Origin of the sequence: Streptococcus sp. ST14 (assembly GCF_046098195.1) — a bacterium.
Lineage (GTDB): Bacteria > Bacillota > Bacilli > Lactobacillales > Streptococcaceae > Streptococcus.
In genome coordinates this window covers 20186-34052 of record NZ_JBJUSF010000027.1, presented here as the reverse complement: position 1 = coordinate 34052, position 13867 = coordinate 20186, and the positions used below count along the sequence as shown (strand labels likewise).

The 13867-nt window shown below is 41.4% G+C and carries 14 protein-coding genes; 3 read left to right on the top strand and 11 right to left on the bottom strand.

Features of this window, described 5'->3' with window-relative positions; all coding sequences use genetic code 11:
- Window positions 1-99: 99 nt before the first annotated feature.
- From ACIY19_RS08780 to ACIY19_RS08740, 9 genes are all read right to left on the bottom strand, one after another.
- Window positions 100-1056 carry an ABC transporter permease gene (locus tag ACIY19_RS08780; protein ID WP_000029132.1) on the bottom strand — a complete coding sequence of 319 codons (957 nt, stop codon included), beginning with the start codon at window positions 1054-1056 and terminating at the stop codon, window positions 100-102.
- Window positions 1057-1058: 2 nt separating this feature from the next.
- Complete coding sequence (locus ACIY19_RS08775) at window positions 1059-2117, bottom strand: ABC transporter permease (protein WP_409003212.1); 1059 nt, start codon at window positions 2115-2117, stop codon at window positions 1059-1061.
- On the bottom strand, window positions 2110-3645 hold the full coding sequence (locus tag ACIY19_RS08770; RefSeq protein ID WP_409003211.1) for an ABC transporter ATP-binding protein: 1536 nt from the start codon (window positions 3643-3645) through the stop codon (window positions 2110-2112). Before ACIY19_RS08770 ends, ACIY19_RS08775 begins: the two co-directional genes overlap by 8 nt.
- A gap of 136 nt (window positions 3646-3781) precedes the next feature.
- Window positions 3782-4837 carry a BMP family protein gene (locus tag ACIY19_RS08765; RefSeq protein WP_049477645.1) on the bottom strand — a complete coding sequence of 352 codons (1056 nt, stop codon included), beginning with the start codon at window positions 4835-4837 and terminating at the stop codon, window positions 3782-3784.
- An 89-nt stretch (window positions 4838-4926) separates the two neighbouring features.
- Window positions 4927-5316 carry a cytidine deaminase gene (locus ACIY19_RS08760; RefSeq protein WP_000246111.1) on the bottom strand — a complete coding sequence of 130 codons (390 nt, stop codon included), beginning with the start codon at window positions 5314-5316 and terminating at the stop codon, window positions 4927-4929.
- On the bottom strand, window positions 5303-5965 hold the full coding sequence (gene deoC / locus ACIY19_RS08755) for a deoxyribose-phosphate aldolase (protein WP_049490144.1): 663 nt from the start codon (window positions 5963-5965) through the stop codon (window positions 5303-5305). The genes ACIY19_RS08760 and deoC overlap by 14 nt, the downstream gene beginning before the upstream one ends.
- A gap of 19 nt (window positions 5966-5984) precedes the next feature.
- Entirely contained in the window at window positions 5985-7262 is a 1278-nt protein-coding gene (locus ACIY19_RS08750; protein WP_409003210.1) for a pyrimidine-nucleoside phosphorylase, read from the bottom strand.
- Window positions 7259-7849: a class I SAM-dependent methyltransferase gene (locus tag ACIY19_RS08745; RefSeq protein WP_409003209.1), complete on the bottom strand. Its 591-nt coding sequence runs from the start codon at window positions 7847-7849 to the stop codon at window positions 7259-7261. Before ACIY19_RS08745 ends, ACIY19_RS08750 begins: the two co-directional genes overlap by 4 nt.
- Window positions 7850-8051: 202 nt before the next feature.
- A complete protein-coding gene (locus tag ACIY19_RS08740) occupies window positions 8052-8456 on the bottom strand; it encodes a hypothetical protein (RefSeq protein ID WP_206283751.1) in 405 nt (134 codons plus the stop codon).
- A 202-nt stretch (window positions 8457-8658) separates the two neighbouring features.
- On the opposite strand from ACIY19_RS08740, the gene coaA reads away from it, so the two are divergent.
- From coaA to ACIY19_RS08725, 3 genes are all read left to right on the top strand, one after another.
- A complete protein-coding gene (coaA, locus tag ACIY19_RS08735; protein WP_206283752.1) occupies window positions 8659-9579 on the top strand; it encodes a type I pantothenate kinase in 921 nt (306 codons plus the stop codon).
- 67 nt (window positions 9580-9646) lie between these two features.
- A complete protein-coding gene (gene rpsT / locus ACIY19_RS08730) occupies window positions 9647-9883 on the top strand; it encodes a 30S ribosomal protein S20 (RefSeq protein ID WP_001274000.1) in 237 nt (78 codons plus the stop codon).
- A gap of 52 nt (window positions 9884-9935) precedes the next feature.
- Window positions 9936-10469, top strand: coding sequence for a DNA topology modulation protein (locus ACIY19_RS08725; protein ID WP_206283753.1), 534 nt, complete (start codon window positions 9936-9938; stop codon window positions 10467-10469).
- 16 nt (window positions 10470-10485) lie between these two features.
- On the opposite strand, the gene metG is transcribed toward ACIY19_RS08725, so the two are convergent.
- Together metG and ACIY19_RS08715 are read right to left on the bottom strand one after the other, a co-directional pair.
- On the bottom strand, window positions 10486-12483 hold the full coding sequence (gene metG, locus ACIY19_RS08720) for a methionine--tRNA ligase (RefSeq protein WP_409003208.1): 1998 nt from the start codon (window positions 12481-12483) through the stop codon (window positions 10486-10488).
- 123 nt (window positions 12484-12606) lie between these two features.
- On the bottom strand, window positions 12607-13866 hold the full coding sequence (locus tag ACIY19_RS08715) for an ABC transporter permease (protein WP_409003207.1): 1260 nt from the start codon (window positions 13864-13866) through the stop codon (window positions 12607-12609).
- Between the last annotated feature and the right edge of the window lies 1 nt (window position 13867).

Sequence of the window (13867 nt, the reverse complement as noted above, 5' to 3'; positions counted from 1 at the left end):
ATCATCATAAGTTAATTTCATAATAAAAACACCCCAAAAGTTAGATTTTTTCTGTCTAACTTTTGGGGTGCAGTTCAAAACTGACGTTTTTTTGTATGCTTATTTTGACTTGATGTAGTTGATACCGTCTGCCTTAGGTGCAACTGCTTTTCCAAAGAAGGCTGCCAAGACAAGAATGGTCAAGACATAAGGGGCGATTTGAAGGTAAACCGCTGGCACTCCTTGTAGGAAAGGTAATTGAGAACCGATAACTGCCAAACTTTGTGAAAGTCCGAAGAAGAGACTAGAAAGCATAGCACCAATTGGGTTCCATTTACCAAAGATCATTGCCGCAAGAGCGATAAATCCAGGACCGACAATAGTTGTCACTGAGAAGTTGACAGAAATGGATTGAGCATAAATCGCTCCCCCAATTCCACCAAGGAAACCTGAAATAACAACCCCAAGATATCGCATCTTGTAGACATTGATCCCCAAGGTATCCGCTGCCTGAGGGTGTTCACCAACAGAGCGAAGACGAAGACCAAAACGTGTCTTAAAGAGAATAAACCAAGCAAGGAAAGAGAAGGCAATCGCGATATAACCTAGTAGACTGGTTGACTTGAAGAAGATATCTCCAATCACAGGGATATCAGCCAAAACTGGGAAATCAAAACGTCCAAAAGTCTGGCTTAAGTTATCCGTTTGTCCTTTGTTATAAAGAACTTTAACCAAGAAAACTGCTAGGGCAGGAGCCATCAAGTTCAATACTGTACCACTGACAACATGGTCCGCACGGAAATGAACTGTAGCGACTGCATGGATGAGGGAGAAAATAGCTCCCACGATACCAGCAACTAACAAGGAAATCCAAGGTGTCGCTGCTCCAAGTTGTTCTGCAAATTCAAGGTTAAAGACAACTCCAGAAAAGGCTCCCATAACCATAATTCCTTCAAGACCGACGTTAACGACACCACCACGTTCAGAAAAGACTCCTCCGATACTCGTAAAAATAAGTGGTGCTGAGTAAATCAGCATAGAAGAGACCAAGAGGGTGAGTAATGTTGTAATAGACATCCTTACTTACCTCCTTTAACTTGTTTTTTAGGTTTGACAAAGCGTTCGATAATGTAGTGAACGCTGACAAAGAAGATAATAGACGCTGTTACAATGCTAACAAGCTCAGACGGAACTTGCGCAGCGTTCATACCCGGTGCTCCTACTTGCAAAACACCAAATAAGAATGCTGCAAAAAGAATTCCAATTGGTGAATTTCCAGCAAGCAAACTAACTGCCATCCCGTTAAATCCGATAGCTAATGATGAGCCCTGAACGTAAACGTTTTGGAAAGTTCCAAGACCTTCGACAGCTCCACCAAGACCAGCCAAGGCACCAGAGATAATCATTGATAGAATGATTGTACGTTTTGCTGAAATACCAGCGTACTCTGAAGCATGGGGATTGAGACCAACTGCGCGAATTTCAAAACCGAGAGTCGTTTTCTTTAGCAAGAACCAAATCACACCAACAGCAATGATTGCAAAGAAGATTCCGATATTCATACGGGAATTTCCAGTCAACTCTGATAACCATGGTGTCTGATATGTAGCATTGGCACTAACACGAATCGTTGAGTCTGTACTTTGCATAATATCTTTAGGAAAGGCATGAATAAAGGCATTTCCCACATACAATACAATGTAGTTCATCATGATGGTCACGATAACCTCTGACGTACCGAGATAAGCTCTGAGGATCCCTGGAATCGCACCAACGATTCCACCTGCGATCAAAACAATGATCACTGTTAATGGAATCAAAACGAGACGAGGCATATCTGGATTTGACAAGGCAAACCAACCACTGAGAATCCAGCCTGCCAAAGCCTGACCAGGAAGTCCGACGTTAAAGAAGCCTGCTCGACTGGCAACTGCGAAACCTAGACCTATCAAGACAAGAGGACCCATGGCACGGAAAATTTCTCCAATCCCACGGAGGCTACCAAAAGCTGTATAGAACAACTCCTCATAGCCCCAGATAGCATCATATCCGAAGATCCACATGACAATGGCTCCAAGCAAGATTCCTAAGAATACGGAAATCAAGGGAACCGAAATTTGTTGTAACTTTTTAGACATCACTCTTCTCCTTTCCCAAGTTTCCACCTGCCATCAAGACACCAAGTTCTTGTTTATTAGTCGTTTCTGGCGATACAATACCTTGAATCTTACCATCGTGAATAACAGCAATTCGGTCTGAGACATTTAAAATCTCATCCAATTCAAAGCTGACAACAAGGACAGCCTTACCGTTATCACGCTCTTCAATCAAACGTTTGTGGATATATTCAATGGCACCGACATCCAAACCACGAGTTGGCTGGCTGACGATAAGGAGATCAGGATCACGATCAATCTCACGAGCGATAATCGCTTTTTGTTGATTTCCTCCTGAAAGAGCTGCCGCTGGAACAAATTCGCTTGCCGCACGGACGTCAAATTCTTCCATCAATTTCTTAGCATGTGAAGTGATATTGGCATAGTTCAAAATGCCATTTTTGCTGAGTGGTTCTTTGTAGTAGGTTTGAAGAGCGATATTTTCTGAAATCATCATCTCCAAAATCAAGCCATCACGGTGACGATCCTCAGGAACGTGCCCCACGCTTAGTTCTGTAATTTGTCGAGGATGCATCCCCACGATTGATTTGCCTTTTAATTCAACGCTACCTGACTCAACCTTACGAAGGCCTGTAATGGCTTGAATGAGTTCAGATTGACCATTGCCATCAATACCTGCAATACCAACAATTTCACCAGCACGAACATCCAAAGAAAGATTCTTCACAGCTGGTACACCTCGGTTTTCATTAACAACCAAGTCTTTGATAGACAAGACTACTTCTTTTGGTTGCGGTGCTTGTTTTTCCGTTTTAAAGGAGACTGAGCGTCCAACCATCATTTCTGCCAAGTCCGCATTTGTTGCCCCTGCGATTTCAACTGTCTGGATTGATTTCCCACGACGGATAACTGTCACTCGATCCGATACCGCACGAATCTCATCTAACTTGTGGGTAATCAAAATAATGGACTTCCCTTCTTTGACAAGGTTTTTCATGATTGCCATCAATTCATCAATCTCTGAAGGAGTCAATACGGCTGTAGGTTCGTCAAAGATAAGGATATCAGCACCACGATAGAGTGTTTTCAAGATTTCTACACGTTGTTGGGCTCCAACGGAAATATCCGCCACCTTAGCAGCAGGATCCACTGCCAAACCATAACGTTCAGAAAGAGCCTTGATTTCTTTAGTAGCACCAGCTATATCTAGAACACCATTTTTAGTGATTTCACTCCCTAAAATGATATTCTCAGCCACTGTAAAAGCTTCAACCAACATAAAATGTTGGTGAACCATCCCAATTCCAAGACCAGCGGCTTTAGATGGTGAGTCTAGTTTTACAACCTGACCATTCACCACAATTTCACCACTTGTTGGTTCAAGAAGTCCTGCCAGCATATTCATCAGAGTGGATTTACCCGCTCCATTTTCTCCTAAAAGTGCATGAATTTCACCTTTTCGCAGTTGCAAGTTGATTTTGTCGTTTGCTACAAATTCACCAAACACCTTGGTAATATCCCGCATCTCAATGACATTTTCGTGTGCCATATGCTCTTCCTTTCAGAGGTTTATTTTATTTCAATAAAACCTGCTAATCACATTAACAAGCTCTATTGAGACAAAAATTGCCTCAATTCTTAAAGAAGCGACCAATGGCCGCTTCCTAAGAAATGACTTTTATCCATTATTTTTCAGGAACTTTTACGCTTCCGTCAAGGATTTTAGCTTTTGCATCTTCAACAGCTTTTTTACCTTCTTCTGAAAGGTTTGTTACTGCTAGCTCAACCCCTTTATCTTTCAATGAGTAAACAATCACTTGTCCACCAGGGAATTCACCTTTTTCTGTTTTGTTGGCAATATCTTTTACAGTTGTACCAACTTGTTTCAATGTAGATACAAGAACGAAATTAGATTCTTTACCATCTTTAGAAGTGTATTTACCTTCTGCTGCTTGGTCACGGTCTACACCGATAACCCAAACTTTTTCGTCTTCATTTTTGTTTTCGTTCAATGATTTTGCTTCAGCAAAGACACCAGCACCTGTACCACCAGCTGCTTGGTAGACAACGTCCGCACCGGCAGCGTATTGAGCTGCTGCAATTGTTTTACCTTTGGCAGCATCACCAAATGAACCAGCGTAGTCAACTTGGACTTTGATAGATGGGTCTACTGACTCAACACCAGCTTTGAATCCAGCTGCAAAACGTGAAATAACTTCAGATTCAATACCACCTACAAAACCAACTTGTTTTGTTTTCGTAGTTTTCGCTGCTGCAACACCAGCAAGGTAAGCTGCTTCGTTATCCGCAAATCTTACGCTCGCAACATTCTTTTGACCTTCAATCACATCATCAATCAAGACATAGTTTAGGTCAGAGTGGTCTTTTGCTGCTTCCTCAACTGCATTGTGAAGGGCAAAACCAACACCGAAGATCAGGTTGTAACTTCCAGCCGCTTGTTGCAAGTTGTTAGCATAGTCTGCTTCGCTTGTTGATTGGAAGTAAGTGTAACCTTTATCTTTAGAAAGATTGTGTTCTTTACCCCAGTCTTGCAAACCTTCCCAAGCTGATTGGTTAAATGATTTATCATCAACACCACCAGTATCTGTTACGATTGCTGCTTTGGTCTTCATTTCTGATGAAGATGAAGCTGCGTTACGAGAAGAGCGGTTACCACATGCAGCAAGTCCAACTGCTGCTACTGCAACTAGACCAAGGCCTAGCCATTGTTTCTTGTTCATTACTGAACCTCCTAAATAAGATGTGCAACGATGTTGCAAGTATGGATTGGTTGGCCACAAGGACCGCGTCACTCAGAGAGTGACTCAGACTAGTTTAAGTCTGTAAATGAGTATGGAAGTAACTCCCCGACCGTCATCTCGACCGTCGATTTATCTTTAGCGACTAAAGTCACTTTTAGATCTTGTTCAAAAAATTCAACCATGACCTGGCGGCAAGCACCACATGGCGAGATGGGTTTTTCAGTTTGTCCGTAGACAATCAATTCTGAAAACTCCCGTTGCCCCTCCGAAACTGCTTTAAAAATAGCAGTACGTTCTCCACAATTAGTCAAGGGATAACTAGCATTCTCGATGTTTACACCCGTATAAATACTACCATCCTTGGCTACTAAAACAGCTCCGATGGGAAAGTGAGAATAGGGGACATAGGCTTGTTTGCTGGTTTCAATTGCTAGTTCAATTAACTCAGTAGTCGCCATCTGCCAATTCTCCTTTTAAAATCGCAACTCCAGCAGATGTTCCGATACGGGTAGCACCTGCTTCCACAAAAGCGACAGCATCTGCATATGAACGCGCTCCACCAGCTGCCTTAACTCCCATATCTGGCCCGACTGTTTCACGCATCAACTGAACATCCTCAATAGTGGCACCACCAGTTGAGAATCCAGTAGATGTTTTGACAAAGTCAGCGCCTGCTTTCTGGGATAATTGGCAGGCCACAACCTTTTCATCGTCTGTTAACAAGCAAGCTTCAATAATGACCTTCACCAACTTGTCACCACTTGCTTCTACGACAGCACGGATGTCCGATTCAACCAAATCCAGATTGCCTGATTTGAGGGCACCGACATTGATAACCATATCAATCTCATCTGCACCGTTTTGGACAGCTTCTTTTGTTTCAAAAGATTTCACAGATGAAGTTGTTGCTCCCAAAGGAAAACCTACTACTGTACAAACCTTTACATCTGAGCCTTCAAGCCCTGTTTTCGCATGTTTAACCCATGTAGGATTAACACAAACGCTGGCAAAGTCATACTCACGCGCTTCAGATAGCAAACGATCAATTTGTTCTTGACTTGCATCTTGCTTTAAAAGCGTATGATCGATATATTTATTTAACTTCATATTCGGATTCTCCCTGGTTTTATGAGATAATTTCTATAATTTCTCGTAAACTTTGCACTCCATCATTTATTTTAACATATTTTTGAAATTCTGTAACTAGTTCAGAAGAAATTTTTCCATTTGTATAAACTTTTGCAACAATTTCACCCTTTTGAACGGAGTCTCCAACTTTCTTTTCAAAAACAATCCCTGTTTCATAGTCCAAGTCATCAGACTTGACTGCACGACCAGCTCCTAGTCTCATGGCATAGAGTCCAAATTCCATTGCAGGAAGAGCTGAAATAACACCTGCATCTTGAGCTGGAATTTCCACCACATGGGCAACTTTGACGGGGCGATAGAGATTTTCTAAATCACCGCCTTGTGCTGCTACCATTTCTTCAAACTTAGCCAGTGCTTGGCCATTTTCCAGGTGTTGACGGATTTCCTCGATCGTTTTCTCAACATCAGCCAAGCCAAGCATAATCTGAGCCAATTCGCAGATAAAGTGACTAATATCTTCTCGGCCTTTTCCTTGAAGAATCTCGATCGCCTCAAGGATTTCGAGACGATTCCCAATGGCTCTTCCCAAGGGCTGACTCATATCGGTAATGACTGCTACCGTCTTTCGACCAACTGCCTTACCAAGATCCACCATGGTTTGAGCCAATTCGCGCGCCTCATCAACCGTCTTCATGAAGGCACCTTCACCGACCGTTACGTCTAGCAAAATGGCATCCGCTCCTGCAGCAATTTTCTTGCTCATCACCGAACTCGCAATCAAAGGAATCGTGTCGACAGTTGCGGTCACATCTCGGAGGGCATAGAGAAGTTTATCTGCTTTAACCAGCTGATCGGACTGCCCAATGACAGATACACCAATGTCCTGTACCTGACGAATGAAATCTTCTCGACTTCGCTCAACTTGATAACCCTTAATGGACTCCAATTTATCAATTGTCCCACCAGTATGGCCAAGACCACGACCACTCATTTTAGCTACGGGAACACCGAAACTCGCAACAAGAGGAGCCAAGATTAAGGTCACCTTATCACCTACACCACCAGTCGAATGCTTATCAACTTTAACCCCATCAATAGCTGACAAGTCAAACTCCTGACCTGTCTTGACCATATTCATCGTTAGATCAGAAATCTCACGTGTGGTCATTCCTTTAAAATAAACAGCCATAGCAAAAGCAGACATCTGATAGTCTGGAACAGTTCCAGCCACATAGCCTTCTACCAACCATTTGATTTCAGCTGCAGTCAGTTCTTGACCATCTCGTTTCTTTTGGATTAAATCAACTGCTCTCATTCTTTCACACTTCTAAGGATATAGTATCCCTTATCTTTCTTTACGATTTCACAATTTCCAAAAACGTCTTCCATCTTATTTCTAGCACTTGGAGCTCCTTGTTTTTTCTGAATGACGATGGTTAAATCTCCTCTGTCTTGCAAGAAATCTCTGCTCTTTTCGATAATCTCATGAACAACCTGTTTACCCGCTCGGATCGGCGGATTGGAAATAACATGGTCAAACTTCCCTTCAACTTGTTCATAGATATTGGATTGGAAAATCCTCGCTTCAACCTTATTTCGTTCAGCATTTTGTCGCGCTAGGTCCAAGGCGCGATTATTGATATCTACCATGGTAGCCTGAACTCCATAAGCCTTGACCAATGACAAGCCCAATGGCCCATAACCACAACCCACATCAAGGACCGTCTCTCCTTCATTTACCTCTAGACACTTGAGCAAGAGCTGACTCCCAAAGTCAACCATTTTCTTGCTAAAAACACCCGCATCCGTCAAAAAGGTCATGTTTTCTCCCAACAACTCCACTCTCAACTCATGAATGTCGTGAGCAGCATCAGGATTTTCTGCATAATACATTTTACTCATAAAACTATTTTACCATAATTTGGCTTGAATTGTAAATCGTTTACAAAGTGATGATCAAATGAAAAAGACTGAAGAATCCTAGTCAAAAAACCTTTTCTTCAATCTCTTTCAATTATTAGAAATATATTACAATCTATCGGGAACTACAAATTATCATAGTCAGGAAAAAACAGTTCGTCTGTAATCAGGCGCATTTTTATCACTATTTCTTAACCTTAAAATACTTTATTATCAACAAGATTCCCAATATGATGTTTAGATAAAAACCCAACTGATAAGTTTGTGTCAAGATTTCCAAACTTGTCCAAAGTCGTATCAAATCTTCTAGTGACATACGGAATAGATATCCTTCTGTAGCAATCCACAAAATCAAAAATAGATAACTACCAGCAGCAAGCCATTTCGTCCACTGCTTTTTTACTAGCCAGGCAATCAAGAGCGAACAGATAAAGACAGCTGTTACAAGGAGATGATCCATTAAGAAGGTAAAACCGTAATAGGTTTCTACAAAGCGTCTACCATTATCCGCATTCGCTCCTTTTATAAAAGGTAAGGCAAAACTGAGAATAAAACAGAGTTCCAATATATAACTTTTTAATATTTTCATGACACACCTCCTATAAGTTGCGAACTAAAAAAGCCCACTTTTAATAACTGATAAGTCTTCAGAAACCATTCCCTATCTCATCATTAAATTATTCAACCTCCATCTACCTCTATTATACGATATTGACTTACTACCATCAAGAAACCGCTTTATCTTTTTAGCTTTTTATGGTATGATAAACAAAATATCTAGGGGAAAACAAATGACCAACGAATTTTTACATTTTGAGAAAATCAGCCGCCAGACTTGGCAATCATTGCATCGCAAAACTACCCCCCCTTTGACAGAGGAAGAGTTAGAATCCATCAAGAGTTTCAATGACCAGATTAGTCTGCAGGACGTAACAGACGTCTATCTTCCCCTAGTCCATCTTATCCATATTTACAAGCGCACTAAGGATGATTTGGCATTTTCAAAAGGAATTTTTCTCCAACGTGAAAGCAAATCGCAGCCTTTTATCATTGGGGTTTCTGGTAGTGTTGCTGTGGGGAAATCGACTACTAGTCGCTTGCTTCAGATTCTACTATCACGCACTCTTCCTGATGCTACTGTGGAATTGGTGACGACTGACGGCTTTCTCTATCCCAATCAAACCTTGATTGACCAGGATATCTTAAATCGCAAAGGTTTTCCCGAAAGTTATGATATGGAAACCTTGCTGAATTTTCTTGATCGCCTAAAAAATGGACAAGATGTCGATATTCCTGTCTATTCTCATGAGATTTATGATATTGTTCCTGATGAGAAGCAACGTGTCAAAGCTGCTGATTTTGTCATTGTTGAGGGGATTAATGTCTTTCAAAACCCTCAAAATGAGCGCCTTTACATTACCGATTTCTTTGATTTCTCCATCTATGTGGATGCAGCAGTTGAAGACATTGAAAGCTGGTATCTGGATCGTTTCTTAAAGCTGCTCAGCTTTGCCCAAAATGATCCCAACAGCTACTACCACCGCTTTACGCAAATGCCGATTGGAGAAGTTGAAGCCTTTGCTCACCAGGTTTGGACCAGTATTAATCTCACAAATCTACAAAACTATATCGAACCAACAAGGAATCGCGCTGAGGTCATTCTCCACAAGACTAAAAACCATGAAATCGATGAAATTTACCTAAAAAAATAATTTCCCCTTGTCAAAACCTAAGTTTTCATATATAATGGTATAGTTAGTAAATATGGAGGTAAGAACATTGGCAAACATTAAATCAGCTATCAAACGCGCTGAATTGAACGTTAAACAAAACGAAAAAAACTCAGCTCAAAAATCAGCTATGCGTACTGCTATCAAAGCTTTCGAAGCAAACCCTTCTGAAGAACTTTTCCGTGCTGCTAGCTCAGCTATCGACAAAGCAGAAACTAAAGGTTTGATTCATAAAAACAAAGCAAGCCGCGATAAAGCTCGTCTTTCAGCTAAACTTGCTAAATAAGAAACAGTCCATAGAGGCTGTTTTTTTGTCCTCTAATTAGAAAAGGTAGAAAATGAAAATCGCAATCATAGGATATTCTGGAGCTGGCAAGTCAACTCTAGCTGAAAAGTTGTCAAACTACTACTCCATCCCCAAACTGCATATGGATACACTTCAATTTCAACCTGGTTGGCAAGACAGTGACCGCGAATGGATGTTGATCGAGATGAAAAACTTTCTCACAAAGCACGAATCTTGGGTCATCGACGGCAACTACTCTTGGTGCTATTACGAGGAAAGAATGCAAGAAGCTGACCAAATCATCTTCCTCAATTTTTCACCATGGACTTGTCTCTTTCGAGCCTTTAAAAGGTATCTTACATACCGAGGCAAGGTCCGAGAAAGTATGGCTGCAGGTTGCCCTGAACGCTTTGACTGGGACTTTATCAGATGGATTCTCTGGGATGGGCGTACAAAACATGCTAAAGAACGCTATCAACGGGTTCAAGAAACCTATCTAGAGAAAGTAATTGTCCTCCGGTCGCAAAAGGAGATGGACTACTTCTTAGAAAATCTCGCACATAACAAGAAAAACCAACGTGTCTAACGTTGGTTTTTTGCTATTAGCCAATCACACTTCCATTTGGTACAGCTGGATCAACTGTGAGAAGGGTTAACTTGCCTTCATGTTCAGCTGAGAGAATCATCCCTTGGCTGACATATTTTTTCATCATCTTGCGTGGTTTAAGGTTGGCAACGATTTGGACTTTCTTGCCGACCAATTCTTGCTCGTTTGGATAGTATTTGGCAATTCCTGAGAGGATTTGACGGTCTTCACCATCACCAGCATCTAGGCGGAATTGGAGCAACTTGTCAGAACCTTCCACTTTAGACACTTCTTTGACTTCTGCGACACGGATTTCGACCTTATCGAAGTCTTCAAACTTGATTTCATCCTTGTTGAGTTTGAGTTCAACTTCATCTGGATTCCATTCTTTTTCGACGGCTGGTTTGTTGCCTTCCATTTGTTCTTTGATATAGGCAATCTCTTCTTCCATGTCCAGACGTGGGAAGATTGGTGTTCCTTTGGCAACAACAGTCACACCTGCAGGGAAATCTGCCAAGCTCAAGTTTTCTAGACTAGAAACTTCTGCTAGACCAAGTTGTGCCAATACGGCGCGACTAGTTTCCATCATAAAGGGCTCAATCATGTGAGCTACGACACGAAGGCTAGCTGCCAAGTGGCTCATGACACTTGCCAATTGGTCACGAAGAGCTTCATCCTTAGCCAAGACCCATGGGGCTGTCTCATCAATGTATTTGTTAGTGCGAGAGATAAGGGTCCAGACTGCTTCTAAAGCACGTGGGTAGTCAACTGCTTCCATGTGAGTATGGTAGTCAGTGATAGATTGCTCTGCTACTTGGGCAAGAGCATTGTCAAACTCTGTCACACCTTCTACATAGGCAGGGATTTGCCCATCAAAATACTTGTTAATCATGGAAACCGTACGGTTAAGGAGGTTTCCAAGGTCATTTGCTAATTCATAGTTGATACGACCTACATAGTCTTCTGGAGTGAAGGTTCCGTCTGAACCGACTGGAAGGCTACGCATGAGGTAGTAACGAAGTGGATCGAGACCAAAACGCTCTATCAACATTTCAGGATAGACAACGTTCCCTTTAGACTTAGACATCTTGCCGTCTTTCATGACAAACCAGCCATGCCCAATCAAACGTTCTGGCAATTTGATATCCAACATCATGAGAAGGATTGGCCAGTAAATTGAGTGGAAACGAAGGATGTCTTTCCCTACCATGTGGAAGACTGTTCCATTCCAGAACTTGTCAAAGTTAGCGTGTTCTTCTTGATCGTAGCCAAGAGCTGTCACATAATTTAGAAGAGCATCAAACCAAACGTAGACAACGTGTTTTGGATTGGAAGGGACTGGCACACCCCAGGTAAAGGTTGTACGAGAAACCGCTAAGTCTTCCAAACCTGGCTCAATAAAGTTACGCAACATTTCATTGAGACGACCATCTGGAGTGATGAAGTCAGGATGTGATTTGAAAAATTCAACCAAACGGTCTTGGTATTTGCTAAGGCGAAGGAAGTATGATTCTTCAGAAACCCATTCAACCTCATGACCTGATGGAGCAATACCACCAGTCACATTTCCAGCTTCATCACGGAAAACTTCTGCCAGCTGGCTTTCTGTAAAGAATTCTTCGTCTGATACTGAATACCAACCAGAGTATTCACCCAAGTAGATATCATCTTGAGCAAGTAAGCGTTCAAAGACTTGTGCGACAACTTTTTCATGGTAGTCATCAGTTGTACGGATAAATTTATCGTATGAGATATCTAGTAATTGCCAGAGTTCTTTAACTCCAACCGCCATTCCATCAACATAGGCTTGAGGTGTAATACCAGCTTCTTCCGCTTTCTGCTGGATTTTCTGACCATGTTCATCAAGACCTGTCAGATAAAATACATCGTAGCCCATCAGGCGTTTGTAACGTGCTAGGACATCACATGCGATAGTTGTGTAGGCAGAACCGATATGAAGTTTCCCAGATGGATAGTAAATCGGCGTTGTAATATAAAAATTTTTTTCAGACATAATTTTTCCTTTCCAGGCAAATGAAACCTGTTTTTCTAACACTTCATTATATCACATTTTTAATGAATTTCGATAGGGAAATCCATACAAAAACAAGATAGACGAGTGTCCATCTTGTTGATCTCATTCATAACGAAGGGCTTCAATTGGATCAAGTTTCGATGCCTTGTTGGCTGGCAAGACTCCAAAAATCATACCAACACTAGCCGAAACTGCAAGACTAAATAGGGCAACTGGGATTGATACTCCAACTTCTATACCTTCTATTAAACCTTGCAGTAACAAACCTGCTAAGGCAGTTAAACCACTTGCAATTGTCAAGCCAATTAAGCCACCTAACAAGGTCAAAATCATGGATTCAATCAAAAACTGAATTAAAATATTGGCACGTGTTGCGCCCAAAGCCTTACGAAGACCAATCTCACGAGTGCGCTCTGTCACCGAAACCAGCATGATGTTCATGACACCAGTTCCTCCAACAAAGAGAGAAATCCCTGCGATGGAACTAATAATCGTCGTCATAAAACTAAACGATTGTTGAATTTCTGCAAATACAACGGACTCATCTGCCACCTGGTATTCTCCCTGTTGTAAGCCTGCAAGCTCTGTCATTTTTCGTGCCAGTTCTGGACCCAGAGTTGGGGTTAAACTGGTATCATTCACTCGAAAGACAATACTAGCTATTTCATCTACATTAAAATTCGCAGCAAGGGAGATATTTGTGGTAATAGGTAAGCCACCAAAACCATATATTTTTGAATTTTTAGATTCTGGGCTAGTATAAACACCAATGACTCGATAACTAAAATCATTAACTTCTACAACCTTGTTAATAGCCTCTTGAGGAGATCCAAATAGACTAATGGATAATTCTTCATCAAGCAAAATGACACTTGCAAATTCTTTGAAATCTTGTTCTCTCAAACTACGTCCTGCAATAATTTCATTCTTAACAGCCTCCATATAAGTTCTGTTTCCACCTGTCAAATTGGCATTTTCAACCTTTTTATCTTTATAAGTCAAAATGGCGTTCGTTGAGTTGGTTACATAGTAATTATCCACTCCCTTCAGTTTGGCTGCCTCCTTGACCCAAGATTCTTGCGGTTTTGGTGGTTCAACATGAACTTCCTCTTCTTTTCCAGAAACCGTAAAAGCTGATTGTTTCTGAGTAAAAGACCCATCTTTACTTTTTTTAGAAGAGAAAAAGACACTAATATTCTTCTGAGATTTGGTCATATCTTTGTTGAGTTGACGAGATAGGGAGTCACCTAGAGCCATAATCACAACAACAGATGAAACACCAATGATAATCCCAATCATAGTGAGAAAAGAGCGCATCTTGTGGGCCATGATAGATGAAAAGGCAAATTTCAGATTCTGCATC

Bases quoted from the DNA above. Each gene is read 5' to 3' on its own strand.
- ACIY19_RS08780 (WP_000029132.1), bottom strand. From the start codon at position 1,056: ATGTCTATTACAACATTACTCACCCTCTTGGTCTCTTCTATGCTGATT.
- ACIY19_RS08775 (WP_409003212.1), bottom strand. From the start codon at position 2,117: ATGTCTAAAAAGTTACAACAAATTTCGGTTCCCTTGATTTCCGTATTC.
- ACIY19_RS08770 (WP_409003211.1), bottom strand. From the start codon at position 3,645: ATGGCACACGAAAATGTCATTGAGATGCGGGATATTACCAAGGTGTTT.
- ACIY19_RS08765 (WP_049477645.1), bottom strand. From the start codon at position 4,837: ATGAACAAGAAACAATGGCTAGGCCTTGGTCTAGTTGCAGTAGCAGCA.
- ACIY19_RS08760 (WP_000246111.1), bottom strand. From the start codon at position 5,316: ATGGCGACTACTGAGTTAATTGAACTAGCAATTGAAACCAGCAAACAA.
- deoC (WP_049490144.1), bottom strand. From the start codon at position 5,965: ATGAAGTTAAATAAATATATCGATCATACGCTTTTAAAGCAAGATGCA.
- ACIY19_RS08750 (WP_409003210.1), bottom strand. From the start codon at position 7,262: ATGAGAGCAGTTGATTTAATCCAAAAGAAACGAGATGGTCAAGAACTG.
- ACIY19_RS08745 (WP_409003209.1), bottom strand. From the start codon at position 7,849: ATGAGTAAAATGTATTATGCAGAAAATCCTGATGCTGCTCACGACATT.
- ACIY19_RS08740 (WP_206283751.1), bottom strand. From the start codon at position 8,456: ATGAAAATATTAAAAAGTTATATATTGGAACTCTGTTTTATTCTCAGT.
- coaA (WP_206283752.1), top strand. From the start codon at position 8,659: ATGACCAACGAATTTTTACATTTTGAGAAAATCAGCCGCCAGACTTGG.
- ACIY19_RS08725 (WP_206283753.1), top strand. From the start codon at position 9,936: ATGAAAATCGCAATCATAGGATATTCTGGAGCTGGCAAGTCAACTCTA.
- metG (WP_409003208.1), bottom strand. From the start codon at position 12,483: ATGTCTGAAAAAAATTTTTATATTACAACGCCGATTTACTATCCATCT.
- ACIY19_RS08715 (WP_409003207.1), bottom strand. From the start codon at position 13,866: ATGCAGAATCTGAAATTTGCCTTTTCATCTATCATGGCCCACAAGATG.